The following is a 26,160-nucleotide window of genomic DNA, read 5'->3' on the forward strand; positions in this document are numbered from 1 at the left end:
CCGGCCGTTCCGCCCTCCCGCCCGCCACGGACCTTCGAGAAGACCAGGATACCAGCCATGCCGCACCGTCGGTCCCTGATGGGTGCCGCCGCCGCCTTCGCGGCGGCCGGCCTGCTCCCGCCCCAGGCGGAGGCGCAGCGCGCCGCGGCGCCGCCGGCGCGGGGCGCGCGCGGCGGCCAGCGCACGCCGCCCGCCCCCGTCGGCTCGCCGGCCAGCACGCCGCTCGGGCCGTTCGACACGGTGGCGCGGCAGGCGATCATCGTGGATTTCGACACCGGCGCGGTGCTGCTGGAGAAGAGCGCCGACGAGCGGATGCACCCCTCCTCCATGTCGAAGCTGATGACGCTCTACGTCGTCTTCGACATGCTGAAGCAGGGTAGGCTGCGGCTGGACCAGGAGCTGCCGGTCTCCGAGCGCGCCTGGAAGATGGGCGGCTCGCGCATGTTCGTGCAGGTCGGCACCTCGGTGAAGGTGGAGGACCTGATCCGGGGCGTGATCGTCCATTCGGGGAACGATGCCTGCGTGGTGCTGGCCGAGGGCATCGCCGGCTCCGAGACCCAGTTCGCCGAGCAGCTCAACGAGACGGCGCGCAAGATCGGCCTGCAGAACAGCACCTTCAAGAACGCCACCGGTTGGCCCGACCCCGAGCACCTGATGACCTGCCGCGACCTCGCCACCCTGGCGGGCCGGCTGATCCACGACTTCCCGGACGACTACCGCTACTTCAACGAGCGCTCCTTCCGCTGGAACGACATCACGCAGGAGAACCGCAACACGCTGCTCGCGCGCGTCGCCGGCGCCGACGGGCTCAAGACCGGCCACACCGAGGAGGCCGGCTTCGGCATCACCGGCAGCGCCAAGCGCGGCGAGCGGCGGGTGATCATGGTGATCAACGGCACGAAGTCCATGCGCGAGCGCACCGAGGAGGGCGCCCGACTCATGGAATGGGCCTTCCGCGAATTCGAGAACGTGGTGCTGTTCCGCGCCGCCGAGGTGGTGGAGCAGGCGCCGGTCTATCTCGGCGACAGCCGGACCGTGCCGCTGGTCGGCGGCCGCGACCTGGTGCTGACCCTGCCGCGCCAGTGGCGCCGCACCATGCAGGCCAAGATCCGCTACGACGCGCCGATCCCGGCCCCGGTCGCCCGGGGGCAGGAGGTCGGCCGGCTGGAGGTCTCCGGCACCGGCGTGCCGCCGATGAGCCTGCCGCTGCTGGCGGGCGCCGACGTGCCGCGTCTCGGCATCGTCATGCGCGTGCCGACGCTGATCGGCCGCTGGGTCTCCGGCTCCTGAGCGCGGCGCCGGGCCGCGCCGGGCCGCCGCCCGACGGGCGGCCCGGCGGGCGGTTCATCACGCTGGAAGGCGGGGAGGGGGCGGGCAAGAGCACCCAGGCGCTCAGGCTCGCCGGGTCGCTCGCCGCCGCCGGCCTGCCGGTGCTGCGCACCCGCGAGCCCGGCGGCGCGCCGGGGGCCGAGGCGCTGCGCGCCGTGCTGCTCGGCCGCGGCCCGTCGGAGCCCTGGGACCCAGTCACCGAGGCGCTGCTGCACTTCGCGGCGCGTCGCGAGCACCTGGCGCACACGCTGCGCCCCGCGCTCGCGGCCGGCATCTGGGTGGTGTGCGACCGCTTCCTCGACTCGACCGTCGCCTACCAGTGCTTCGGCCAGGGCGTGCCGCGCGCCCTGGTGGACGGGCTGGCGGCGCTGACGCTGGACGGCCTGCGTCCGGACCTGACCCTGGTGCTGGACCTGCCGCCCGCGATCGGCCTCGGCCGGGTCGCCACGCGCGGCGGCGCCGACCGCTACGAGCGGATGCCGGACGCGACGCACGAGCGGATCCGCGCCGGCTTCCGGGCCATCGCCGCGGCCGAGCCGGAACGCTGCGAGCTGGTCGAGGCGGCGCGGCCGCCCGACGTGGTCGCCGCCTCGCTGCGGGAGGCCGTGGGCCGCCGGCTCGGCGTTCCGCTCGTCGATCCCCTGCCGGCATGAGCCTGCCGCCGCCGCCGCGCGCCAACACCGCGCTGGTCGGGCACGACGCGGCCGCCGCCGCGCTGGAGGAGGCCGCCCGCGCCGGGCGGCTGCACCATGCCTGGCTGCTCGCCGGCGCCCCCGGCATCGGCAAGGCGACGCTCGCCTACCGCTTCGCCCGCTGGCTGCTGGCCGGGCGCCCCGCGCCGCGGCCCGGCGAGCCGCCGCTCGCCGTCGATCCGCGCCATCCCGCCGTCTCGCGGATCGCGGCCGGTACGCATCCCGACCTGCTGACCGTCGCGCCGAACGCGGGCGAGAAGGGGCGCAAGGAGGTGATCCGCGCCGACGACGCCCGCGCCGCCGTCCGCTTCCTCGCCCACACGGCGGCGGAGGGCGGCTGGCGCGTCGTGGTGGTGGACGAGGCCGAGCGCACCGAGCGCGACGTGGCGCCCAACATCCTGCTCAAGACGCTGGAGGAGCCGCCGCCGCGCACCGTGCTGCTGCTCGTCACCGACGTGCCGAGCCGGCTGCTGCCGACCATCCGCTCCCGCTGCCGCCGCCTCGACCTGGCGCCGCTGCCGGATGCCGCGCTGGCGCCGCTGCTGGCGCGCTGGCTGCCGGACCTGCCCGCCGGCGAGCGCGACGAGCTGCTGCGGCTGGCGGAGGGTTCGCCGGGCCGCGCCCTGCAGCTCGCCGACGCGGAGGGGCTGGAGCTGCACCGCCTCGTCGCCGCGACTCTCGCCCTGCTGCCGCGCGGCGATCGCCGGCACGACCTCGCGGTCGCGGAGAAGGTGGCCGGTCGGCGCGACGCCGCCGCCTTCGCGACCTTCGTGTCGCTGCTGCGCCGGGCCCTGGCCGCCGCGCTGGGCGAGGCGGCGCGCGGCGGCGAGGCCGCGTCCTGGCTCGGCCACCGTCCGCTTGCCGAGTGGGCGGCCCTGTGGGACAAGCTGGGGAGTCTCGCCGAGGAAACGGAGCGGCTCAACCTCGACCGCAAGCAGGCCGTGCTGACCGGGCTGGGCTGGCTTCCCACCCCCTGAGTCGGCGCCTCCGCCTGTCCGACCGGTGAGCGCCCCGGGCCGGGGACCCTTAGCAATGCCGGATATCGAGATGCCCGAGAGCCAAGGCGGCGGCGCGCGCCCGCGCACCTACCTGACCACGCCGATCTACTACGTGAACGACCGGCCGCATATCGGCCACGCCTACACCTCGCTCGCGACCGACGTGCTGGCGCGCTGGCGCCGCCTGGACGGGCACGAGGTGTTCTTCCTGACCGGCACGGACGAGCACGGCCAGAAGGTGGAGAAGGCCGCCGCCGATGCCGGCATGGACCCGCAGGCCTTCACCGACCGGGTGAGCCAGCACTTCCGCGACCTCGCGGCGCGGATGAACTACTCGAACGACGACTTCATCCGCACCACCGAGCCGCGCCACAAGGCGGCCTGCGCGGCGCTGTGGGAGCGGCTGCGCGAGCGGGGCGAGATCTATCTCGGCGACTACGAGGGCTGGTACGCCGTGCGCGACGAGGCCTTCTACGGCCCCGACGAGCTGGTGGAGCGCGACGGCCAGCGCTTCGCGCCCACCGGCGCGCCGGTGGAGTGGGTGAGGGAGCCCAGCTACTTCTTCCGCCTTTCCGCCTGGGGCGAGCGGCTGCTCGCCTTCTACGAGGCGAACCCGGACTTCATCGCCCCCGCCACGCGGCGCAACGAGGTGCTGAGCTTCGTCCGGTCCGGGCTGCAGGACCTCTCGGTCAGCCGCACCAGCTTCCGCTGGGGCGTGCCGGTGCCGGGCGACCCGGACCACGTGATGTATGTCTGGCTGGACGCGCTCACCAACTACATCACCGCCGTCGGCTATCCCGATGAGAATGCGGAGAAGTGGAAGTTCTGGCCGGCCGATGTCCACTTCGTCGGCAAGGACATCCTCCGCTTCCACGCCATCTACTGGCCGGCCTTCCTGATGGCCGCCGGGCTGGAACCGCCGCGCCGCGTCTTCGCCCATGGCTGGTGGACCAACGAGGGGCAGAAGATCAGCAAGTCGCTGGGCAACGTGATCGACCCGCTGGCCCTGGTGGACCAGTTCGGGCTCGACCCGGTGCGCTTCTTCCTGCTGCGCGAGGTGCCCTTCGGCAATGATGGCGACTTCAGCCGCCGCGCCCTGATCTCCCGCCTGAACAACGAGTTGGCGAACGATCTTGGCAACCTGGCGCAGCGCACGCTGAGCCTCGTCGCGCGCAATTGCGGCGGAGGCCGCCCCAGCAACCCGAAGCCGGACCCGGCCGACGAGGAGCTGCTCGGCCCGGCGCGGGCACTGCCGGCCGTGGTGGACGAGGCGCTGAACCGGCAGGCCTTCCACGAGGCGCTGGAGCGCGTCTGGGTGGTGGTGCGGCTGGGCAATGCCTGGATCGACGCGCAGAAGCCCTGGTCGCTGCGCAAGACTGATCCGGAGCGGATGACCTCCGTGCTGCGGGCATTGCTGGATGCGCTGCGCATCGTGGCAACGGTACTGCAACCTTTCATGCCGGATACTATGTACCGAATGCTGGACCAGCTTGGCGTGCCGCCCGATTCCCGGTCGCTGGCGGCGCTGGGCACGGTGCTGGAGGATGGCGCGGCGCTGCCATCGCCCGCGCCGCTTTTCACGAAAATCCAGGATGATACGGCTGCAGGCTGATGTTGATCGATAGTCATTGCCATCTGGATTATTTCGAGGACGCCGAGATCGAGGCACTGGTCGCGCGCGCCGGCGAGGCCGGGGTGGAGCGGATGGTGACGATTGGCACTAGCGTCGCCCAGGCCGAGAAGGTAAAGTCGATATCGCAACGATTCGCCGGGGTCTGGTGCTCCGTCGGCGTGCATCCGCACAATGCCGGCGAAGGCGAACTGCCGACGGTGGCCGAATTGGTGGCCCTGGCCGACCATCCGAAGGTGATCGGCTTCGGTGAGAGCGGCCTCGACTACTTCTACGACAAGGCGCCGCGCGACCGGCAGCAGGAGAGCTTCCGCCGGCATCTCCGCGCCGCGCGCGAGGCCGGGCTGCCGCTCGCCATCCACACCCGGCAGGCGGACGAGGACACGCTCGCCATCCTGCGCCAGGAGCGGGAGGCCGGACCGTTCGAATTCCTCCTGCACTGCTTCACCTCGGGGCGGGAACTGGCTGAAAAGGCGGTGGAAATGGGTGGCTATGTCAGCTTCTCCGGCATCCTGACCTTCCCGCGCTCGCAGGAGATACGCGACATCGCCCGCGACCTGCCGGCCGAGCGGCTGCTGGTGGAGACGGACTCGCCCTACCTCGCCCCGGTGCCGCTGCGCGGCAAGCGCTGCGAGCCGGCCTACGTGGCGCACACCGCCAGCGTGCTGGCCGCGGTGCGCGGCATGACGCCGGAGGCGCTGGCGGCGCTGACCACGGCGAACTTCCGGCGGCTCTATCCGAGAGCCGTGGCCTGAACCGATGCCGACCGAAGCCGTGCTGAAGGTCACGATCCTCGGCTGCGGCGGCTCCGCGGGCGTGCCGCGGCTGGGCGGCGGGGCAGGGCCCGGCGACGGCTTCGGCGACTGGGGCGTCTGCGATCCGGCCGAGCCGCGCAACCGGCGACTGCGCAGCGCCATCCTGGTGGAGGGGCCGGAGGGCGGGCGGCTGCTGGTCGATGCCGGCCCGGACCTGCGCGAGCAGCTTCTCACGGCGGGAATCGGGCGCCTGGACGCGGTGGTGTTCACCCATCAGCACGCCGATCACATCATGGGCGTGGACGAGATGCGGCCGCTCAACCGCAGCATCGGCGGCGTCATCCCGGCCTACGGCACCGAGGAGACGCTGGAGGATGTCGGCCGGCGCTTCGACTACGCCTTCCTGCCGCCCACGCCGACCTTCTACCGGCCGGCCCTGGTGGCGCTGCCGGTGCCGCTGGCGGGCGAGTTCACCGCTGCCGGCCTCGCGCTGCGGACCTTCGAGCAGGACCACAAGGTGATGCGGACCCTGGGCCTGCGGATCGGCGGCTTCGCCTACAGCACCGACGTGGTGGAACTGCCCGAGAAGAGCCTGGCGACGCTGGAGGGGATCGACACCTGGGTGGTCGGCTGCTTCCAGCGGGACCCGCATCCGGTGCACGCCAATATCGGGCGGGTGCTGGAGTGGGTGGAACGCCTCCGGCCACGCCGGACGGTCCTGACCCACATGGGACCCGACATGGACTACGCCATGCTGCGCGAGATGCTGCCGCCGGGGATCGAGCCCGCCTACGACGGGATGCGGCTGGAGGTGCCGTCCTGAACCGATCGGGCCTGAACCGATCAGGCTGGGCCGGATCGAGGCCGGGGAGCCGGCGGCACCCGATGGCGGATCGATATCAGTTTACATAATATATCTTATGCGGTCATTGCGGGCAGCCCCTTCGATCGGGCCCTTCGACCAGGGTTGCCGCCCCCGTTGCCGATCCCCGCATCCGGATGTCACCGTCGGATCGCCATGGCCGCCCTGCCGGCCTGGAACCGTTCACGCGCCCGGGCGTCGGATCGGTTACGCCCAACGCCCTGGAGAATCGCCGCCTCGATGTCGCTTGAGCATTGGAACGACCTGCTGGAACGTCTGGAGCCGGGCATGCGCGACGAGGTCCGCGCCGCCATGACCGCGCCCGACCGCCACTATCACGACGCCCGGCACATCGGCGCCATCTGGCAGATGCACCTGGAGACCGGCGGCGACCCCGGGGACCAGGCCGTGCTCTGGGCCGCGGCCTATCATGACCTGATCCTGCTGCCGGGCGCGCCGCGCGGCGAGAACGAGGAAGCCTCGGCCCGGGCCTTCGAGCGCACCGCGTCGCGGCTCCGCCTCGATCCCGCCCTGACGGCCCGCGCCGCGCGCATGATCCGCGCCACCGGCGACCACCTCGCGGCCGAGGGCGAGGACGAGACCCGCTTCTGCGACCTCGACCTCGCCGGCATGGCCAGCGACTGGGAATGCTTCTGCGAGAACACGCGCCGGCTGCGCCGGGAACACCCCGCGGCCAGCGACGCGGAGTTCCGCGACGGCCGCCGCCGCTTCCTGATCGGCCTGGACCGCGCCCCGCGCCTGTTCCGCTCGCCCCGCACCCCCGCCTCCTGGGAACCGGCCGCGCGGGCCAACATCGCCCGCGACATCAGGCTGCTGGGAGCCCGGCCATGAGCGATCCCGAGGCGGCGCTCGGCCGGCTGCTGGCGGTGATGCGGCGGCTGCGCGACCCGCGCGACGGCTGTCCCTGGGACCAGGCGCAGGACTTCGACAGCATCGCTCCCTACACGATCGAGGAGGCCTACGAGGTCGCCGACGCCATCGCCCGGCGCGACGGCGCCGCCCTGCTGGACGAGCTGGGCGATCTGCTGTTCCAGGTCGTCTTCTACGCGCAGATGGCGTCCGAGCGGCCCGAGGGAGACGGTCCAGAGGGAGATGGCACCGCCACCAATCGTTTCGATTTCGGAGACGTCGCCCGGACGATCGCCGACAAGATGCTCCGCCGCCACCCGCACGTCTTCGGCGACGAGGCGGCGCGCGCCGCCGGCGCCGTGCGCGGCATGTGGGAGGCGCAGAAGGCCGCCGAGCGCGCCGCGCGGGCCGAGACGGGTACGCTGGCCGGCCTGCCGGCCGGCCTCCCTGCCCTCACCCGCGCCGCCAAGCTGACCCGGCGTGCCGCCCGCGTCGGCTTCGACTGGCCGGATGCCGAGGCCGTGCTGGAAAAGCTCGACGAGGAGGTGGCGGAGCTGCGCGCCGAGCTTCCCCGGGAAGGCGAGGACGGCGACCGGACCCGCCTCAAGGACGAGATGGGCGACCTGCTCTTCGTGCTGGCCAACCTGGCGCGCAAGCTCGACCTCGACCCCGAGGAATGCCTGCGCGGCGCCAACGCCAAGTTCGAGCGCCGCTTCGGCGCCGTGGAGCAGGCCCTCGCCGCGGAGGGCAAGGCACCGGGCGACGCGACGCTCGACGAGATGGAGGCGCAATGGGCCGCGGCGAAGCGCGCGGAGAGGACCGCACAGGGGAGGACCTGACCGGGCGGACGCCGCCGGCATCCGTTGCGCGAATCCCGCGGCACCGTAACCTTGCCTCCTGGCACCCGACGAGAGGTGCCCGGAGGAAGCGATCATGGACGATCTCACCCGGCGAGCCGGCCTTGGCCTCGCCCTCGGCCTGGTGGCCACGCCGCTGCTGGCGCAGACCGGTGCGGCACCTTCCGCCGCCGGCTCATCCTCCGCCCCTGCCCCCGCCCCTGCCCCCGCCGGCGCACCCGCGGAGGCCGTCCACACCATTCCCCGCTTCACCTTCGAGAACGGCCGCAGCCTGGACGGGATGAAGGTCGGCTACGCCACCTGGGGCCGGCTGAACCAGCGCCGGGACAACGCCATCCTGCTCGTGCCGGGAACCAGCAGCGGCCGCCACTTCGCCGCGAGCTACATCGGACCGGGCAAGGCCTTCGACACCGACCGCTACTTCGTCATCGGGGCAGACCCGATCGGCGGCGGCAATTCCTCGAAGCCCGCCGACGGGATGGGCGTCGACTTCCCGCGCTACACCATCCGCGACATGGTGCGCGCGCAGCACGAGCTGGTCACGCGCGGGCTGGGGCTGGAGCGGCTGCTGGCGGTGGGCGGCTCCTCGATGGGCTCCTTCCAGGGCCTGGAATGGGGCATCGCGCATCCGGAGATGATGCGGGCGCTCATCCTCTGGGTGCCGGCGGCGCGCAGCGACCGGCGCTTCCAGACGGTCGTGGACACGGTCGAGGCGATGATCACGCTCGATCCCGGCTACCAGGGCGGCCGCTACGCCGGCAACCCGACCGAGGGCATACGCCGGGCCGGCATCATCTACTTCCCCTGGCTCTACAGCGATGCCTATCTGACCTCCGCGGCGCTGCGCGACGATGCCGTCTTCGACCGGGCGAAATTCGCCTTCGGCGAGAACTGGGCGCGCAACTGGGACGCCAATTCGATCCTCTGGCGCTACCACGCCAGCCGCAACCACGACGTCTCGAAGCCTTTCGGCGGCGACATGGCGGCGGCGCTCGGCCGGATCCGCGCCCAGGCGCTGGTGATCGCGAGCAGCACGGACCGCACCATCGCGCCCGACCTCACCGCCGAGATGATGCAGCATCTGCCGCTGGTGAACTACCTGCGGGTCGAGACCGACAAGGGCCACCTCGCCACCTCGCAGCCCGAGGGCACGCCGGAGTGGAACGCGGTGAACGCCCGCACCCGCGATTTCCTCGTCCGGCTCGGGACGGGGTGACTCCGGGGCCCGGGAAGTCCCCGGGATCCATGGGAGACCGTGGCAGCCGGGGCTGCCGCGGGCCTCACGGGTCCAGCATCGTGGCCCGCACCGCCTCCCATGTCTCCCGGTCCGGCGCCGCGATCAGGCCGCCGGTGGTCTCCAGCACCGAATAGGGCGAGCCGTCGAAGCGGGCCGCGTAGCCTCCCGACTCGCGGTGCAGCAGCCAGCCCGCCGCGTGGTCCCAGGGCATGGTGCGGTTGAACAGCAGCACATGCGCGTGCCCGGCCGTCACCACGCGGTAGGCATGGGCGGCGCAGTGGTACTCGAAATGCGCCCCGAAGCGCGGCATGCGGCAGGCGACGCGCTGGCGCAGCGGCTCGGGCAGGTAGCGGAAGGAGATCGAGGCCTTCATCTGCTCCAGCGGCCGCGCCGGCGCGACCCGCAGCGTCGTCCGTGCCCCCGCCGCATCCTCCAGCCAGGCCCCCTGCCCGGCCGCCGCGATCGCCGTGTCGTCCACGAAGGGGTCGTGGATCCAGCCCGCCACGATCTCGCCGTGCCGCACCGCCGCCGCCATCACGCCGAACAGCGGCACGCCGGCGACGAAATTGGCGGTGCCGTCCACCGGATCGAGGATGAAGGCGAGCGGCGCCCCCGCGAGCCGGGGCAGCAGCGACGGGTCGGCGGCGCAGCCCTCCTCGCCGACGATCAGGCAGCCGGGGAAGCGCGCCTCCAGCGCCGCGGCGATGCGCCGCTCGGCGATCTCGTCGGCATCGGTGACGAGGTCGAACGGCCCGTTCTTGGCCCGTATCCCGTCGGCGCCCAGGCGCCGGAAGCGCGGCAGTATCTCGGTCCGCGCCGCCTCGCGCAGCAGCGAGGCGACCTCCGTCAGAGTCGCGCGGTCGAACATGCGGGATCGTCCTCTTCAGCTCGCCCGCTGCTCGAATCGTGCCCGGTCGGCGGGCGAAAGGCGGACGCGGAGCTGAATATCGTGCTCGCCATCCTCGCGCGATAGCACCTCTCCATGACGATAGAGCCAGGCGAGCCCGGCGCCGTCCGCGGCCGGCAGCGCCAGTTCCACCGTCTCCATGCCGGCGGCGAGCCGCTCGTCCAGCACCGCGCGCAGCGCCTCCAGCCCCTCGCCGGTCAGCGCCGAGACGGCCACGGCCTGCCCGTCCTGCCCCGGCGCGACGCTCCCCGGCGCGCCAGCCTGGGCGCCGACCGGGGCTTGGCCACCCGGCACATGATCGGTGCCGCCGAGCAGGTCGGCCTTGTTCAGCACCTCGATGACGCGGCTCCGCCAGCCGGCGTCGAGGGCCGCGTCCGGCCCCTCGGCCATGTCGTCCAGCACGCCGAGCACGTCGGCGCGCTGCGCAGCGGTGTCGGGATGCGCCACGTCGCGGACGTGCAGGATCACGTCGGCGGCGGCCACCTCCTCCAGCGTGGCGCGGAAGGCGGCGACCAGCTCGGTCGGCAGCTCCGAGATGAAGCCCACCGTGTCGGAGAGGATCGCGACGCGGCCGGAGGGCAGCCGGATGGCGCGCATGGTCGGGTCGAGCGTCGCGAAGAGCTGGTCCTGCGCGTAGACGCCGGCGCCGGTGAGCGCGTTGAACAGGGTGGACTTGCCGGCATTGGTGTAGCCGACCAGCGCCACCACCGGGTAGGGCACGCGCCGCCTTGCCTCGCGGTGCAGGCCGCGCGTGCGCCGCACCTGCTCCAGCTCGCGCTTGAGCTTGACGATGCGCTCGCCGATCAGCCGCCGGTCGATCTCGATCTGGGACTCGCCGGGGCCGCCGAGGAAGCCGAAGCCGCCGCGCTGCCGTTCCAGGTGGGTCCAGGACCGCACCAGCCGGGTGCGCTGGTACTCCAGATGCGCGAGCTCGACCTGCAGCGTGCCTTCCCGCGTGCGGGCGCGCTCGCCGAAGATCTCCAGGATCAGCCCGGTGCGGTCGATGACCTTGCAGTCCCAGGCGCGTTCCAGGTTGCGCTGCTGCACCGGCGTCAGCGCGGCGTCGACCACCGCGACGGCGACCGACTGCTCCTCGATCGACTGGCGCACCATCTCCACCTGCCCCTCGCCCAGCAGGGTGCTGGGGCGGCGCAGGCGCAGCGGGTAGACGGCGCTGTGGACGACGGTGACGCCGATGCTGGCGGTCAGGCCCACCGCCTCCGCGAGCCGCGCCTCCGCGGCGCGCTGCCCGGACGCGTCGGAGGCCGGGCGGGTGCCGAACCCCTCGGCGGCGGGGCGATGCGGCCGCTCGAAGGGCAGGATGACGGCGGCCCTGGTGTGGCCGCCATCGGTCGGATGGACGGCGGCCTTCGCGCGGCCGCCGTCGGTCGAATTGGCAGGTTGCAGTATCAGCTCCCGCTTGCCGTGGCCGTCTCCCGCACCGGCAGGGAAAGCGCCTCGCGGGTCAGGGTGTTGCCCTCCGGCCGGGCCGTGGCACCCGCGGCGCTGGCGTCGAAGAGCTGGATGGGCGCACCGGGCATCACGGTGCTGATGGCGTGCTTGTAGACGAGCTGGGTATGACCGTCCCGGCGCAGCAGCACCGAGAAATTGTCGAACCAGGTGATGATGCCCTGGAGCTTCACGCCGTTGACCAGGAAGATGGTCACCGGGGTCTTGCTCTTGCGCACGTGGTTCAGGAACACGTCCTGCACGTTCTGGGATTTCTCTGCGGCCATGGCCGTAGGCCCTTTCGCGCCGGCGGCACGCCCGTCCCCGCGAGGGGCGGATCGTCGCCAGCTTGTTGATGGCGCGCGCCGGGCGCGCACCATGGGTTGGTGGATGCGGCGGGAAGACCCCGCCCGGCCCCGCCAGTGTTCGGCGGCCAGCCAATGCCCAATCTGGCGATCCACAACCGTTCAGGCAAGCGTTTCGAGTCGGGCGAGCGTCTCGAGATGGCGCGCCAGGGCCGGCGCATCCGGGAAGGCGGCATCGGGGGCGAGGCTGGCGACGCCGCCGTCATGCGCGGCATCGCCCAGCAGCACCGCGGTGCAGCCGGCGGCACGCGCGCCCTGGATGTCGATGCCGGTGTCGCCGACATACCAGACCGCCGGGCCGGGCTCGATGCCGAGCGGCGCCAGCGCCATGCGGAAGGGCGCCGGGTCGGGCTTGTCGGAGGCGGCGTCGCCGGCGCCGACCAGGGCGCCGAAATAGCCGCCCCAGCCGAGATGCGCCGCCTCGGCGCGCAGCAGCGGCCCCTGCTTGTTGCTCACCACGCCCTGCGGCCAGCGCGCCGCGGCGCGCAGCGCGGCTTCCGCCCCCGGCATGGGGGCGAGGACGGCGAGATGGCGGGCGCGCACCTCGGCATAGAACAGGTCCCGGGCGCGCTCCCATTCCCCGCCGAAGATCTCGGGGAAGCTCTCGCGCAGGGAACGGCGGACGCGCCCCTTGGTCTCCGCCACCGTCCAGGCCGGCAGGCCGAAGGCGGCGAAGGCCGCGTTCAGCCCTGCCGCGATGGCGGCCCAGCCATCCACCAGCGTGTTGTCCCAGTCCCAGAGGATGGCGCGCGGGCGCGGCGGGGCCGGGACTTCCGCCCCCGCTTCCACGGCGGGTGCCGTCACGCCGCGGCCCCGGGGCGGGAGTTGCTCGGCAGCCCCTTCACGTGCCGCGCGAAGATCTCGAACAGCCGGCGGGTCACCGGGCCGGGCCGCCCGTCGCCCACCGACTCGCCGTCGATCGCCAGGATCGGCTTCACGAAGCTGGTGGCCGAGGTCAGGAAGGCCTCGCGGGCCCGACGCGCCTCCTCCACCGTGAAGCCGCGCTCCTCGAAGTCGATCCCGGACCCGGTGAGCAGCTCCATCAGCGCGCCGCGCGTGCAGCCCGGCAGCACGGCATGGTCGAGGTGCCGGGTGCGCAGCACCCCCTCCTCGTCCACGATCCATACCGTGGTGGAGGAGCCCTCGGTCACCTGGCCGGTGCCCTCCTCGTAGAGGATCGCCTCGCCCGCCCCCTGCTCGCGCGCCGCCTGCTTGGCCAGCACGTTGGGCAGCAGGTTGACGCTCTTGATGTCGCGCCGCGCCCAGCGAAGGTCGGGATGGGTGATCGCCCTGAGGTTCCAGCCCTCCAGCGAGGCCGGGAAGCCGGGGATGCGCCGGGCCGTCACCACGAAGGCGGGCGGCACGGCGGCGGCGGGGAAGCCGTGGTCGCGCCGGGCGACGCCGCGGGTGATCTGCATGTAGACCAGCCCGTCGGTGATGCGGTTGCGCCGCACCACCTCGCGCAGCACCTGCCGCAGCGCCCGTCGCCCCATCGGCTGGGCGAGGCGGATCTCGCCCAGCGAGCGCTCCATGCGGGAGAGGTGGGCGTCCTCGTCGATGAAGCGGCCGTCCTGGACGTGGACCACCTCGTAGATGCCGTCGCCGAACTGGTAGCCGCGATCCTCGATGTTCACCGCGGCGTCGCGCTGCGGCAGGTAGCGTCCGTTGACGTAGGCGATACGCGACATGGTGCCCTCTGCGGCTGAGCACCCCGCGCGGCACGGCAGCGGCCGGCGCGCGGGGATGCATCGGAACTGGCCCCTGACCCGGCGCGGGGCCGCGCCGGCCCCGGCACGCTCATGGTGTGTGAAGAAATCGAACCCGTGAAAGAATGCCCGTTGAAAAGACCCGTCTTTTTCGGCCGGTTCCAACGCTGACGGGCATTCTTTCACAAACTCTCAGGCGATCGGCGTCGGCGTCCGCTCGTCCGCCTGCACGCCGAGGAATTTCAGCTTCCGGTGCAGCGCGCTGCGCTCCATGCCGACGAAATTGGCGGTGCGGCTGATGTTGCCGCCGAAGCGGAGGAGCTGCGCCTCCAGGTACTGCTTCTCGAACAGCTCCCGCGCCTCGCGCAGCGGCAGCGTCATGATCTCGGAGGAGCGGTCGAGCTTGAGCATGGCCGGCGCCGCCGAGCCCACCTCGGGTGGCAGCATGTCGGCGCGGATCGGGTCGCTCGCCGCCCCCGGGGCCATGATCAGCAGCCAGTCGATCAGGTTGCGGAGCTGGCGGACATTGCCCGGCCAGTCATAGGCCTGCATGGCGGCCAGCGCGTCCTCGGAGAGGTCGCGCGGCGGCATGCCGGAGGTCTCGCCGGAACGCTGCATGAAGTGGCGCGCCAGCGTCGGCACGTCGTCGCGGCGCTCGCGCAGCGGCGGCATGCGCAGCGGCACGACGGAGAGCCGGTAGAACAGGTCCTCGCGGAAGCGCCCGGCCTGGATCTCGGCGGCGAGGTCGCGGTTGGTAGTGGCGATCACCCGCACGTCCACCTTCACCCGCGTGGCGCCGCCGACCCGCTCGAAGCCCTGCTCCTGCAGGGCACGGACGATCTTGCCCTGCGTCTCCAGCGGCATGTCCGCCACCTCGTCGAGCAGCAGCGTGCCGCCATGGGCGCGCTCCAGCACGCCGGCGCGGCGCGGCTGGGCCACGCCGTCCGTTCCGGGCTCGACCCCGAACAGCTCCTCCTCGAAGCGGGCCGGGTTCAGCGTGGCGCAGTTCAGCGCGACGAAGGGCCCGTCGGCGCGGCGGGAGCGGGCATGGATCATGCGTGCCGCCACCTCCTTGCCGGTACCGGCGGGGCCCGAGATCAGCACCCGGCTGCCGGTCGGCGCCACCTTCTCGATGGCGCCGCGGATCTGCGAGATCGCGGCCGAGACGCCGACCAGGTCGGTCTCCGGCCCGGCGCGCAGGCGCAGCTCGCTGTTCTCGCGCTTGAGCCGGGCGGCCTCCAGGGCGCGCTCGGCCACCAGCAGCAGCCGGTCGGTCTTGAACGGCTTCTCGATGAAGTCGTAGGCGCCCTGGCGGATCGCCTGCACCGCGGTCTCGATCGTGCCGTGGCCCGAGATCATCACCACCGGGACCTGGGGGTCCTCGCGCGAGATCGAGTCGAGGATGCCGAGCCCGTCGAGGCGGGAATTCTGCAGCCAGACGTCGAGCACCACCAGCGACGGCCGCCGGGCGCGGAAGGCCGCCAGCGCGGTGTCGCTGTTGTGCGCCTGACGCGTCTCGTAGCCCTCGTCCGTCAGGATGCCCTCGATCAGGGCCCGGATGTCGGGTTCGTCGTCGACGATCAGGATCTCATGCGCCATGCGCGACACTCACTCCGTGCTCGGCACCGGGCGCCGTTCCGGCCCCGGTCCCGCCTCCCTCCGCGGCCCGCTGGCCCGCGCCGTCCGCCACCGCGGGCCGATCCGCCGCGGCAGGGCGCCAGGGCAGGGTCAGCACCGCGCGCGCCCCTGGCAGAGGACCGGGCGACGGACCGGGCGACGCACCGGAGGCACCGTCGAGTCGGTCCTCCAGGGTCAGGCGACCGCCATGGTCCTCCATGATCTTCTTGACGATGGCAAGGCCGAGGCCGGTTCCTTTCGCCTTGTGGGTGACGTAGGGCTCGGCGAGCTGCTCCCGCTCCTCGCCCGCCGGCAGGCCGACGCCGTCATCCTCCACCACCACCGACACGGAGTCGTCGGCGGGGACGATCCGGACGGCGATGCTCCCCGCCCCCTCGCGCATGCCCACCGCGTCCGCCGCGTTCTGCAGCAGGTTGGTCAGCGCCTGGCCGAGCAGGCGGCGGTCGCAGGGCACGCTCAGCGGCGTCTCGGGCATCGTGGTGGTGTAGGCGATCTCGGGATGCGCGTCGCGCTGGAGGACCAGCGCGTCCCGCACCACCTGCCGCAGGTCCTCGGGCCGGATCACCGGCTGCGGCATGCGGGCGAAGGCGGAGAACTCGTCCACCATCCGGCCGATGTCGCCCACCTGCCGCACGATGGTATCCGTGCAGGCCCGGAACGTGTCCGGATCGGACTGTATCTCCTTGAGGTAGCGCCGCTTCAGCCGCTCTGCCGAGAGCTGGATCGGGGTCAGCGGGTTCTTGATCTCGTGCGCGATGCGCCGGGCGACGTCGGCCCAGGCGGCCTTGCGCTGGGCCGAGAGCAGCTCGGTGATGTCGTCGAAGGTCAGCACGTAGCCGGCGATGGCGCCCCCCGTCTCGCCGCCGGCCTCTCCCCTGCCGCCCGCCTGGCTCCTCCCCTGGCCTCCCCCTTGGCCTCCCCCTTGGCCTCCCCCTTGGCCCGCCTCCCCCGCCTCCTGGCGCTCGGCGCCGATCCGGGCGAGCAGGGTGCGGCGGTGGGAGGGCGAGCCCATGCGGATCTCGGCCGTGCGCGCGACGCCGTCGCGCATCACCGCCGCCAGCAGCTCGGCCATCTCCGGCACGGTGGCGGCGAGCGGCAGGCCGATCGCCGAGTCGAGGTCGAGGCCCAGCAGCACGCTGGCGGAACGGTTCGGCAGGTTGATCCGCCCGTCCAGGTCCAGCCCCACCACCCCGGCGGAGACGCCCGAGAGCACCGTCTCGGTGAAGCGGCGCCGGTCGTCGATCTGCCGGTAGGCGGCCATCAGCTCGGCGCGCTGGGCGGAAAGCTGGCTGGTCATGCGGTTGAAGGCGCGCGAGAGCGAGGAGACCTCGTCGTCCGCCCGTCCCTCCTCCACCCGCGTCGTCAGGTCGCCCGAGCGGACCCGCTCGGCGGCGTTGATCAGGCCCGAGATCGGCCGGGCGAGCTGGTTGGCGAGCACCAGCCCCACCAGCACCGCCGCCAGCAGCACCAGCAGCGCCGCCACGGCGAAGATCATCACGAAGGTGATCTGCAGGCCCGAGCGGTTGCGGTCGAGCAGCTGGTACTGCTCCACCGCCTGCTCGGTGCGGCGCATGTGCTCGATCACCTGCGGGTCGACGGGGCGGCCGATCAGCAGCATCAGGCCGGGCTGGATGTCGAGCGAGACCACGGCGCGCACCCGCCCCTCCGACTCGCCCGGCAGCACGGCGACGTCGCCGGAGCGGGCGATCTCCAGCGCCCAGGAGGGGGGCGGGTCGAGCACGAAGCCGGTGGTCAGCCCGGCATGCGCCAGCACCCGGCCGAGGGTCGGCTCGAAGACCAGCGCCTCGGTCAGCCCGCGCAGCGCGGTGTGGGTGGCCAGCACCCGGGCGAAGGTCAGCCCGTTGTCGGGCAGCATCACCGCGGCGCGGTTGAGGTCGTTGGCCATGGCCAGCGCGTCGGCGCGGATGTTGCCGCGATGTTCCTCCAGATAGGCGCGGGAGGCGGCGAGGCTCTCCTCCAGCGTGGTGCGCACCCGGTCGCTGAACCAGGCCTGGACGCCGACATTGAAGAACAGCGCCGCGAAGCCCGCCACCAGCAGCGAGGGCACCACGGCCACCACGCCGAACAGCAGCACGAGGCGCACATGCAGGCGCGAGCCGGCCGAGCCGCGCCGACGCTCCGCCCAGACCCGCACCAGCCGCCCGGCCAGGATGGCGCCGAGCAGCAGCAGCACGGCGAGGTTGACGAAGACCAGCGCCGTGACCTGCCCGGGGCGCGTCGGGCCGAACGGGTTGCCGTCGGCCAGCAGCGCGAAGGTGGCGACGGCGAAGACCAGCGCCAGCACCGCCAGCCCCAGCGTGACCACGCGGCCGAGCAGGAAGTCGACCAGCCGGCGCAGCAGCGAGGAAGGCTCGCCGGGCACCCGGGGGCCCGGCGCGGAGGAAGGCTCGCCGGGCACCCGGGGGCCCGGCGCGGAAGGCCCGCCCGGCAACCGGCTGCCGGGCGCGGAGGCCGCAGGCCGGCCGGCGGCGGGCGAGGCGGCCGGCGGGGCCGCGACCCGCGCCGCCCCGGCCCGTGCCGCCCTGGTCAAGAGACCCCGCGCACCACGGGCAGGTCGAGCTCGCGGATCTTCTTGCGCAGCGTGTTGCGGTTCAGGCCCAGCATGGAAGCCGCCTTGATCTGGTTTCCCCGGGTGGCGGCGAGCGCCAGGCGCAGCAGCGGCCTCTCCACCTCGGCCAGCACCCTGCCATAGAGGTCGCGCACCGGCAGCCCGTCGCGCTGGGCCGACACGAAGCTTTGCAGATGCCGCTCCACCGCCTGCTCCAGCGTCTCGGGCGACTCGCCGCGCGGCTCGGCGGCGGGCTCGGCCTCGAACAGCTCGGCGGCGACGGCGTCGGCGTCGATCGTCTCCTGCGGGTAGAGGGCGGCGAGGCGCCGCATCAGGTTCTCCAGCTCGCGGGCATTGCCCGGCCAGCGATGCTCCTTGAGCCGCTCCATCGCATCCACCGAGAGCTGCTTGGCCGGCAGGCCGGCGGCCTTGGCGCGCTCCAGGAAGTGGCGGGCGAGCAGCGGGATGTCCTCGATCCGTTCGCGCAGCGGCGGCAGGCGGATCGGCACCACGTTCAGCCGGTAGAACAGGTCCTCGCGGAACAGCCCCTGCCGGATCGCCTGCCGCAGGTCGCGGTGGGTGGCCGCCACGATGCGGACATTGGCCTTGACCGGGGTGCGGCCGCCGACCGTGGTGAACTCGCCCTCCTGCAGCACGCGCAGCAGCCGGGTCTGCGCCTCGGGCGGCATGTCGCCGATCTCGTCGAGGAACAGCGTGCCGCCCGCGGCCTGCTCGAAGCGTCCCACCCCGCGTGCCAGGGCGCCGGTGAAGGCGCCGCGCTCGTGGCCGAACAGCTCGCTCTCGATCAGCTCGCGCGGGATGGCCGCCATGTTGATGGCGACGAAGGGGCCGGGCCGGCGGCGGCCGTAGTCGTGCAGGGCGCGCGCCACCAGCTCCTTGCCGGTGCCCGACTCGCCGGTGATCATGACGGTGAGGTCGGTGGTGGTGAGGCGCGCCACCGTCCGGTAGATCTCCTGCATGGCCGGCGAGCGGCCGACCAGGGGCAGCCGCTCGCCCGTCTCCTCCTCGCCGGGGGGCGCGGCCACGGCCTGCTGCGGCACCAGGGCGCGCGCCACCACGGCCAGCAGCTCCTTCAGGTCGAAGGGCTTGGGCAGGTACTCGAAGGCGCCGCGCTGCGCCGCCTTGACCGCGGTGATGAAGGTGGACTGCGCCGACATCACGATCACCCGCAGCTCCGGCCGCACGCGGCGGATGCGGGGGACGAGGTCGAGCCCGTTCTCGTCGGGCATCACCACGTCGGTGAGCACGAGGTCGCCCTCGCCATCCTCCACCCAGCGCCAGAGCGTGGCGGCCGAGGAGGTGGCGCGCACCTGATAGCCGGAGCGCGCCAGCGCCTGGCTCAGCACGGTGCGGATGGCCCGGTCGTCATCCGCGATCAGGATGGTGCGGGCGCCGTTCTCGTCGCTCACGACAGGTCCCCCCGGGCCGTGTGCGGGAGGGATGCCGAGCCGGGGGATTTGCCGGGGGGCGACCCGGTCGGCGCCACGGCGAGGGAGAGGCGGAAATTGGTCCGGCCGGGACGGCTGTCGCACTCGATCAGCCCGCCCTGGTCGGCCACCAGCTTCGCCACCAGGGCGAGGCCGAGCCCCTGCCCGGTGCGCTTGGTGGTGACGAAGGGCTCGAACAGCGTCGCGCGCACGCTCTCCGGGATGCCCGGGCCGTTGTCGCGCACGCTGACCTGGAGCGGCAGATGGACCCGCTCGCGCGAGCCGGGCACGGCGATGCGCACGCCGTGCTGGTAGCCGGTGGAGAGCTGGATCTCGCCGTTGATCGGGTCGATCGCCTCGGCGGCGTTCTTCACGAGGTTCAAGAGGATCTGCACCAGTTGGTCGCGGTTGCCGTACACGGGCGGCAGCGAGGGGTCGTAATGCTCCACGAAGCGGATATGCGGCGCGAAGCCGGAGCTGGCGATGCGGCGGACATGGTCGAGCACCTGATGGATGTTCACCGCGCCGCGCTCGATCGGGTGGTCGGAGAACATGTCCATCCGGTCCACCAGGGTGCGGATGCGGTCGGCCTCGTCGCAGATGAGCTGGCACAGCTCGCGGTCGGGGTCGGAGGCGGCCTGCTCCAGCAATTGCGCGGCGCCGCGGATGCCCGAGAGCGGGTTCTTCACCTCGTGCGCCAGCATCGCCGCCATGCCGCTGGCGGTGCGCGCCGCGCCGCGGAAATTCAGCGAGCGGTCGAGCATCTGCGCGGTGGAGACGCTGTTGAGCGTGAGCACCACCGCCCCGGTGGCTCCCCCCGGCAGCTCCTGCATCGGGGCGCCGTGCACGGCGACGTCGCGCCGGTGCAGGCGGGGCGAGTCGAGGGTGATGTCGTAGTCGGAGACCGGCGCGTCGGCGGCGCGCACCTGCTCGACCAGCGCGAAGAGGCGGCTGTCCTGCGGCACCAGGTCCTCCAGCCGCATCGCGTTGAGCGTGGCGATGGAGAGCTGGAAGAACTGCTCGGCGGCGGAGTTGGCGAAGCAGAAGCGGTTGCCGGCGTCCAGCACCACCGTCGGCACCGGCAGCGCGCCGAGGATCGCCGCGGCGTCCGGCAGCGGCGCCGCGCGCTTCTCCACCGCCGCGGGCTTCGCCGCGCGGGGGCCGCGCGCGTTGCGCGCCGCGGCGGTCAGTCGCTGCACCACGCCGCTCATGCCGCCGCTCCCGTGTCCCAACCCTGCAGCAGGGGGCCGTAGAAGGCGTGGACCAGCCGCTCCACCACCTCGGGCTCCGTCGCCAGGTTCACCGCCGCACGGAACTCGGCCGAGCCGGGCAGGCCCCTGGAGTACCAGGCGACATGCTTGCGGGCGAGGCGCAGCCCGACGTCGCGGCCGTGATGCGCGAGCATGTCCCGGTAGTGCTCCAGCAGGATCCGCATCTGCTCGGCGAGGCCCGGCGCGGCCGCGTCGCCCGCCGGGGCGAGGCCGAGACGGGCGGCCACCTGGCGCGGGAACCAGGGCCGGCCATAGGCGCCGCGCCCGATCATCACCCCGTCCGCGCCCGAGAGGCGCAGCGCCTCGGCCGCGTCCTCGACCGTCACGATGTCGCCGTTGGCGATCACCGGGATCGACACCGCCTCCTTCACCCGGCGGATGAAGGACCAGTCGGCGGTGCCGGTGTAGAGCTGCTGGCGGGTGCGGCCGTGCACCGTGACGAGACGGATGCCGCACTCCTCGGCGATGCGCGCGAGTCGGGGCGCGTTCAGGCTGTTGTGGTCCCAGCCCATGCGCATCTTCAGCGTCACCGGCGCCGAGACGGCGCGCACCGTCGCCTCCAGGATGCGGGCGGCGGCCACCTCGTCGCGCATCAGCGCCGAGCCGGCCTGCTGGCCGATCGCCACCTTCTTCACCGGGCAGCCGAAGTTGATGTCGATGATGCGGGCGCCGCGATCCTCGGCCAGCCGCGCCGCCTCGCCCATCACCGCCGGGTCGCAGCCGGCGAGCTGGACCGAGGAGGGGCTGCCGAAGCCGTCCACCTCCGCCATCTTCAGGGTCTGGCGGTTCTCGCGGACCATCGCCTGGGAGGCGATCATCTCGGAGACGACCAGGCCGGTGCCGAGCGAGCGTGCCAGACGGCGGAAGGGCAGGTCGGTGACGCCCGACATGGGCGCGAGAATTACCGGCGTCTCGATCCGCACGCCCCCGCCGAGGTCGAGCGGCCGAGGGCCGGCGCCGATCATATTGCTCATGATTTGGGCAAGCTAGTCGAGTGGCCGCCGTCTCGCAAGGCATGCTGCGTTGCCGATAGCGGAACGATGTCCGCTTTGTTGCCTTCGCCCATCCGCCCCGCCGCCCCCGATGAAAGGTGGGCCGTCCCACGCAACACGGTCTCCCATTCGCGACTCGCCGGGTCGCGGCGACACGCCGCCGGATCGGGTCTCACCGGTGGTCCTGCCATGGACCACGCGCGCCCGTCCCGTGATCCCCCACCTCATGGCCCCCCACCTCATGGGCCCCCGTCCCATCGCCCTCCGCCCCATCGCTCTCTGGGGCACCCGCCAGCATGGCGGCGATGGCCTGGCGCATCGCCATGACGCCACCCTGGCCGCCGACGGGGTGGCCCGCCCCCTCCACCAGCGTGAAGCCGGCCGGATTCGGCACGGCGGCCGCCACCCGCGCGCCCATCGCCGGCGGGATGAGACCGTCCCCGGCACCGTGCAGCACCCGCACCGGCGCCGCGACACGCGGCGCCAGCGCCAGCGTGTCGAACGGATGGCGCAGCAGCAGCCGGACGGGGACCAGGGGAAAGCGCTCCCCCGCCAATTCGCGCAGGGAGGTGAACGGGGCGTCGAGCACCACGCCGGCGACGGCGTCGGGATGCGCCGCCGCCAGCCACATGGCGAGATAGGTCCCGAGGCTCTCGCCGACCAGGACGACCGGCCGCCCCGGCCAGGCGCGGCGCAGCCAGCCGAGCTGGGTCTCGGCATCCTCCTCCAGCCCGGCCTGGGTGGGCCGGCCGGGATTGCCGCCATAGCCGCGATATCCGGCGATCAGCACGCCGTGGCCGGCCTCGGCCAGCGGCCGCAGCAGACCGGCACGGTCCGCCGCGTTGCCGCCATTGCCGTGCAGGTAGAGCAGCACCGCGCCGTCCGCGGTTGGCCCGCCCGATGCCGTCGGCGTGGCCAGGGCGACGAGGCCGGGTCCGATCGTGACCGGCCGGAAGGGTCCGGTCGCCGTGAGGACGCGCGGGTCCGGAAAGAAGATCAGGTGCTCCTGCAATCCCCACAACGCCAGGCAGGCCAGCAGCCAGACCAGCCCGACGGCCCCGCCGAGCAGGGCGGCGATGCGCGGGCCGGCCGTCAGCGGCATCGGCGTCCCTCCCGACATCCTCCCGGCAGCGCCCTCCACGCGGATTTCCCCCCGTGATTTCCCCCGCGACTTCCCCTGTGATTTCCACTGGCGCCGATCCGCACTAGCTTCCGCCCCCATGCGAGTCGCCGCCCTGTTGATGGCCGCGGGCCGGGGTACCCGGTTCGGCGCCGAGATGCCAAAGCAATACCTGCCGCTGCTCGGCCGCCCCGTGCTGCGCCGCGCCGCCGAGGCACTGCTCGCCGACGGGCTGGTGGAGACGATCCAGCCCGTCTGCGGCGAGGGCGAGTCGGGGCGGGTCGCCGCCATCCTGGAGGGGCTGCCGGTCCTTCCCCCCGTGGCGGGCGGCGCGACCCGGCAGGAGAGCGTCCGCGCCGGGCTGCGCGCGCTGGCCGGTGCCGCGCCCGAGCTGGTGCTGGTGCACGACGCCGCCCGTCCCGTGGTGCCGCCGGGCACGGTCGCCCGGCTGCTGGAGGCGCTGCGCGAATTCCCCGGCGCGATCCCGGCGCAGCCCGTGGCGGACACCCTCAAGCGCGCCGAGGGCGGGCGCATCCTGGAGACGGTGCCGCGCGCCGGCCTGTTCCGGGCACAGACGCCGCAGGCCTTCCGCTACGAGGTGCTGCGCGAGGCGCACGAGGCCGCAACCGCCGAGGCGACCGACGATGCCGCCCTGCTGGAGGCCGCCGGCCTGCCGGTCGCGATCGTCGAGGGATCGGAGAACAACGTGAAGCTGACCTTCCCCGAGGACCTCGCCCGCGTCGAGGCATCGCTGGCTGCGCGCCTGCTGCCGCGCGTCGGCACCGGCTTCGACGTGCATCGCCTCGTCGAGGGCCGGCCGATGATCCTGTGCGGGGTCACGGTCCCCTCCCCGCTCGGCCTGGACGGGCATTCCGATGCCGATGTCGGCATCCACGCGCTGTGCGACGCGATCTACGGCGCGCTGGCGGACGGCGACATCGGCCGGCACTTCCCGCCTTCCGAGAACGAGTGGAAGGACGCCGACAGCGCCCGCTTCCTGCGCCATGCGGCCCGGCGCGTGGCCGAGCGCGGCGGCGTGATCGCCAACGCCGACGTGACGCTGATCTGCGAGCGGCCGAAGATCACGCCGCACGCCCCGGCGATGCGGGCGCGGCTGGCCGAGCTGATGGGCGTGCCGGTGGAGCGGGTCTCCGTGAAGGCGACCACCACGGAGCGGCTGGGCTTCCCGGGGCGCGGCGAGGGCATCGCGGCGCAGGCGGCGGCGACGGTGCTGGTGCCGTTCGGCTGAGACCGGGGCGCCATCGAGGCTCCGCCCCGGACCCCGCCAGGAAGGGCGCTGCCCTTCCCTGGACCCATCCCGCCAAGGGGCGAAGCCCCCTTGGATCCCCCTTTCCGGAAGAAGGCCCGGCCGTTGCAACGGTCGGGACCCAAACGAAGAGAGGTCCAGGAGGGCCTCGCCCTCCTGGTGGATGGGGGCCGGGGAAGGCAACGCCTTCCCCGGGCGGTTCCGCCCGCGCGCCCTCCCCGTCAGGCCTCGACGCTACCGCCCCCCGCGCACCCCGCCCGCACCCAGGCGAGGAATTCCGGGTCGCCCTCGGCCGGCACGGCCAGGATGCAGGGCAGCTCGTAGCTGTGCAGCGCCCGGACCCGGGCCCGCAGCGCCTCGAAGACGCCGGCCGTGGTCTTGGCGAGGAAGGCGGCTTCCGGCCCCTCCTCCACCTTCCCCTGCCACTTGTAGATCGCGGTGTGGCCCGGCAGCAGGTTGACGCAGGCGGCCAGCCCCCCCTCGACCAGCGCCCGTCCGATCCGCCGCGCCTCCGCCGCGTCGGCGGCGGTGACGTAGACCCAGAGGACGGTGTCGGGCGGGTGCAGGATCACCCGAGGCGTTCCAGCACCGAGACGTAGTTGGCGACCGCCGCCCCGCCCATGTTGAACACCGCCCCGAGTTCCGCCTTCGGGAGCTGCATCGTGCCGGCCTGCCCCGTGAGCTGCATCGCCGCGATGGCGTGCATGGAGATGCCGGTCGCCCCGATCGGGTGGCCCTTGGACTTCAGCCCGCCGGAGCGGTTCACCGGCAGCTTCCCGTCCGCCGCCGACCAGCCCTCCAGCGCGGCGCGCGCGCCCTGCCCTTCCGGCGCCAGGCCCATCGCCTCGTAGGCCAGCAGCTCGGCGATGGTGAAGCAGTCGTGCACCTCGGCGAAGGAGAGGTCGCCGAGGCCGACCCCGGCACCGGAAAGCGCCCGCGACCAGGCCTCGCGCGGCCCCTCGAAGCGGATCACGTCGCGCGCCGAGATGGGCAGGAAGTCGTTCACCTGCACCGCCGAGCGGAAGCGCACCGCCTTGCCCATGGCGCGCGCCGTCTCCTCGTCGGTCAGCACCAGCGCGGCAGCGCCGTCCGAGACCAGCGAGCAGTCCGTGCGCTTCAGCGGCCCCGCGACGAAGGGGTTCTTCTCGCTCTCCCGGCGGCAGAACTCGTAGCCGAGATCCTTGCGCATCTGGGCGTAGGGGTTGTCCACGCCGTTGCGGTGGTTCTTGGCGGCGATGGCGGCCAGCGCGTCGGACTGGTCGCCGTGGCGCTGGAAGTAGCTCTCGGCGATGCGGCCGAACACGCCGGCGAAGCCCGCCGGGATGTCGCCCTCCTCCTTGCGGTAGGAGGCGTTGAGCAGCACGTCGCCGATCTGCGGCCCCGGGGTCGCCGTCATCTTCTCGGCGCCGACCACCAGGGCGAAGCGGGAACGCCTCGCGGCGATGCCGGTCAGGGCGCCGTGGATCGCGGCGGAGCCGGTGGCGCAGGCGTTCTCGTAGCGCGTGGCCGGCCGGAAGCGCAGCTCCGGCAGCGACTGGAACACCAGCGAGGCAGGGAAATCCTGCTTCTGGAAGCCGGCGTTGAACACGCCCACATGGACGGCGTCGATCTCGGCCGGCTCGATGCCGGCATCCTCGATGGCGGCGCGGGCGACGCGGCCGAGCAGCGCCTCGATGTCGGGCGCGTCCTCCAGCCGGCCGAAGGGGGTGTGCGACCACCCGACGATGCAGGCGCCGGCCGCCTCGTTGCTCGAACCGCTCATTCCCGTTCTCCTCCGTGCGTTCGGGGCAGGATAGAGTGGAACGGCGTGGCGTTGAATGGGATGCGGCCGCGGGCCGCGTCGGGCAGGGGAGCGGGCGGATGCGACTGGTGAGGATCGCCTTGGCGGCGACGGTGGCGGCGACCCTTCCCGCCGTCGCCCGGCCCGCCTTCGCCCAGGTGACGTGGTTCCTGACCCCGCTGCAGCAGCCACCGGCCGACCCGCCGCGCCGGCCGCTCTCGCCGCTCGGTCCCGGGGGCAGCCAGTCGCTGGGCCCCGGCGGCGGGCAGTCCCTGGGGCCGGGCGGCGGGCAGTCGCTCGGACCGAGCGGCCTGTCGGGGCAGCCCCTGCCGCGCGGCGGCCCCTGCGGGCTGGCGCCGCTGCCGCCCTGCATCCCGCCGAGCCGCTGACGGGCGGCCCCCGGCAGGGGAGGCCGCCC

Annotated in this window: 24 protein-coding genes; 11 read left to right on the forward strand and 13 right to left on the reverse strand. The window is 73.3% G+C overall.

The features are described from left to right. The first annotated feature begins 57 nt into the window (after window positions 1–57). The 9 genes from M0638_RS04945 (at window position 58) to M0638_RS04985 (ending at window position 9,209) form a co-directional block, all read left to right on the forward strand. Window positions 58–1,290 (forward strand): D-alanyl-D-alanine carboxypeptidase family protein, encoded by a 1,233-nt coding sequence (locus tag M0638_RS04945; protein WP_248665852.1) that lies wholly within the window; start codon window positions 58–60, stop codon window positions 1,288–1,290. Then, window positions 1,287–1,982: a dTMP kinase gene (tmk, locus tag M0638_RS04950; RefSeq protein ID WP_248665880.1), complete on the forward strand. Its 696-nt coding sequence runs from the start codon at window positions 1,287–1,289 to the stop codon at window positions 1,980–1,982. The genes M0638_RS04945 and tmk overlap by 4 nt, the downstream gene beginning before the upstream one ends. Next, window positions 1,979–2,998 (forward strand): DNA polymerase III subunit delta', encoded by a 1,020-nt coding sequence (locus M0638_RS04955; RefSeq protein WP_248665853.1) that lies wholly within the window; start codon window positions 1,979–1,981, stop codon window positions 2,996–2,998. Before tmk ends, M0638_RS04955 begins: the two co-directional genes overlap by 4 nt. 70 nt (window positions 2,999–3,068) lie before the next feature. Continuing rightward, window positions 3,069–4,631 (forward strand): methionine--tRNA ligase, encoded by a 1,563-nt coding sequence (gene metG, locus M0638_RS04960; RefSeq protein WP_248665854.1) that lies wholly within the window; start codon window positions 3,069–3,071, stop codon window positions 4,629–4,631. Beyond that, window positions 4,631–5,404, forward strand: a complete 774-nt coding sequence (locus M0638_RS04965) for a TatD family hydrolase (protein ID WP_248665855.1) — start codon at window positions 4,631–4,633, stop codon at window positions 5,402–5,404. The genes metG and M0638_RS04965 overlap by 1 nt, the downstream gene beginning before the upstream one ends. A 4-nt stretch (window positions 5,405–5,408) precedes the next feature. Next, on the forward strand, window positions 5,409–6,227 hold the full coding sequence (locus M0638_RS04970) for an MBL fold metallo-hydrolase (RefSeq protein WP_248665856.1): 819 nt from the start codon (window positions 5,409–5,411) through the stop codon (window positions 6,225–6,227). A 279-nt stretch (window positions 6,228–6,506) separates the two neighbouring features. Beyond that, window positions 6,507–7,118 carry an HD domain-containing protein gene (locus M0638_RS04975; RefSeq protein WP_248665857.1) on the forward strand — a complete coding sequence of 204 codons (612 nt, stop codon included), beginning with the start codon at window positions 6,507–6,509 and terminating at the stop codon, window positions 7,116–7,118. Continuing rightward, a complete protein-coding gene (gene mazG, locus M0638_RS04980; RefSeq protein WP_248665858.1) occupies window positions 7,115–7,975 on the forward strand; it encodes a nucleoside triphosphate pyrophosphohydrolase in 861 nt (286 codons plus the stop codon). Before M0638_RS04975 ends, mazG begins: the two co-directional genes overlap by 4 nt. Window positions 7,976–8,069: 94 nt before the next feature. After that, a complete protein-coding gene (locus M0638_RS04985; RefSeq protein WP_248665859.1) occupies window positions 8,070–9,209 on the forward strand; it encodes an alpha/beta fold hydrolase in 1,140 nt (379 codons plus the stop codon). Between the two features lie 64 nt (window positions 9,210–9,273). On the opposite strand, the gene M0638_RS04990 is transcribed toward M0638_RS04985, so the two are convergent. From M0638_RS04990 to M0638_RS05040, 11 genes are all read right to left on the reverse strand, one after another. After that, window positions 9,274–10,098, reverse strand: a complete 825-nt coding sequence (locus tag M0638_RS04990) for an inositol monophosphatase family protein (RefSeq protein WP_248665860.1) — start codon at window positions 10,096–10,098, stop codon at window positions 9,274–9,276. A 15-nt stretch (window positions 10,099–10,113) separates the two neighbouring features. Further along, window positions 10,114–11,460: a GTPase HflX gene (hflX, locus tag M0638_RS04995; protein WP_248665881.1), complete on the reverse strand. Its 1,347-nt coding sequence runs from the start codon at window positions 11,458–11,460 to the stop codon at window positions 10,114–10,116. Window positions 11,461–11,546: 86 nt separating this feature from the next. Next, window positions 11,547–11,873: an RNA chaperone Hfq gene (hfq, locus tag M0638_RS05000; RefSeq protein ID WP_248665882.1), complete on the reverse strand. Its 327-nt coding sequence runs from the start codon at window positions 11,871–11,873 to the stop codon at window positions 11,547–11,549. A gap of 180 nt (window positions 11,874–12,053) precedes the next feature. Beyond that, complete coding sequence (locus tag M0638_RS05005; protein ID WP_248665861.1) at window positions 12,054–12,755, reverse strand: HAD family hydrolase; 702 nt, start codon at window positions 12,753–12,755, stop codon at window positions 12,054–12,056. Next, window positions 12,752–13,639, reverse strand: coding sequence for a D-amino-acid transaminase (locus tag M0638_RS05010; protein WP_248665862.1), 888 nt, complete (start codon window positions 13,637–13,639; stop codon window positions 12,752–12,754). Before M0638_RS05010 ends, M0638_RS05005 begins: the two co-directional genes overlap by 4 nt. Window positions 13,640–13,849: 210 nt before the next feature. Then, on the reverse strand, window positions 13,850–15,256 hold the full coding sequence (gene ntrX, locus M0638_RS05015) for a nitrogen assimilation response regulator NtrX (RefSeq protein ID WP_248665863.1): 1,407 nt from the start codon (window positions 15,254–15,256) through the stop codon (window positions 13,850–13,852). Then, window positions 15,246–17,678, reverse strand: coding sequence for a sensor histidine kinase NtrY-like (locus M0638_RS05020; RefSeq protein ID WP_248665864.1), 2,433 nt, complete (start codon window positions 17,676–17,678; stop codon window positions 15,246–15,248). Before M0638_RS05020 ends, ntrX begins: the two co-directional genes overlap by 11 nt. 164 nt (window positions 17,679–17,842) lie before the next feature. Next, the gene (gene ntrC / locus M0638_RS05025; protein ID WP_248665865.1) at window positions 17,843–19,294 is read right to left on the reverse strand and encodes a nitrogen regulation protein NR(I); all 1,452 of its coding nucleotides are present in this window, start codon (window positions 19,292–19,294) and stop codon (window positions 17,843–17,845) included. Further along, window positions 19,291–20,523: a two-component system sensor histidine kinase NtrB gene (locus M0638_RS05030; RefSeq protein WP_248665866.1), complete on the reverse strand. Its 1,233-nt coding sequence runs from the start codon at window positions 20,521–20,523 to the stop codon at window positions 19,291–19,293. Before M0638_RS05030 ends, ntrC begins: the two co-directional genes overlap by 4 nt. Further along, entirely contained in the window at window positions 20,520–21,557 is a 1,038-nt protein-coding gene (gene dusB, locus M0638_RS05035; protein WP_248665867.1) for a tRNA dihydrouridine synthase DusB, read from the reverse strand. Before dusB ends, M0638_RS05030 begins: the two co-directional genes overlap by 4 nt. A gap of 190 nt (window positions 21,558–21,747) precedes the next feature. Beyond that, the gene (locus M0638_RS05040; protein WP_248665868.1) at window positions 21,748–22,677 is read right to left on the reverse strand and encodes an alpha/beta hydrolase; all 930 of its coding nucleotides are present in this window, start codon (window positions 22,675–22,677) and stop codon (window positions 21,748–21,750) included. A gap of 118 nt (window positions 22,678–22,795) precedes the next feature. Here M0638_RS05040 and M0638_RS05045 point away from each other — a divergent pair, with 118 nt between their 5' ends. Then, on the forward strand, window positions 22,796–23,944 hold the full coding sequence (locus tag M0638_RS05045) for a bifunctional 2-C-methyl-D-erythritol 4-phosphate cytidylyltransferase/2-C-methyl-D-erythritol 2,4-cyclodiphosphate synthase (protein ID WP_248665869.1): 1,149 nt from the start codon (window positions 22,796–22,798) through the stop codon (window positions 23,942–23,944). Between the two features lie 239 nt (window positions 23,945–24,183). Here M0638_RS05045 and cutA read toward each other — a convergent pair whose 3' ends face one another. Further along, window positions 24,184–24,534: a divalent-cation tolerance protein CutA gene (gene cutA, locus M0638_RS05050; RefSeq protein WP_345892991.1), complete on the reverse strand. Its 351-nt coding sequence runs from the start codon at window positions 24,532–24,534 to the stop codon at window positions 24,184–24,186. Beyond that, window positions 24,531–25,724 carry an acetyl-CoA acetyltransferase gene (locus tag M0638_RS05055; protein WP_248665870.1) on the reverse strand — a complete coding sequence of 398 codons (1,194 nt, stop codon included), beginning with the start codon at window positions 25,722–25,724 and terminating at the stop codon, window positions 24,531–24,533. The genes cutA and M0638_RS05055 overlap by 4 nt, the downstream gene beginning before the upstream one ends. Window positions 25,725–25,831: 107 nt before the next feature. Here M0638_RS05055 and M0638_RS05060 point away from each other — a divergent pair, with 107 nt between their 5' ends. Then, window positions 25,832–26,131, forward strand: coding sequence for a hypothetical protein (locus M0638_RS05060; protein ID WP_248665871.1), 300 nt, complete (start codon window positions 25,832–25,834; stop codon window positions 26,129–26,131). The last annotated feature ends 29 nt before the right edge of the window (window positions 26,132–26,160 follow it).

The sequence above is a fragment of the Roseomonas acroporae genome (assembly GCF_023223525.1).
GTDB lineage: Bacteria > Pseudomonadota > Alphaproteobacteria > Acetobacterales > Acetobacteraceae > Roseomonas_E > Roseomonas_E acroporae.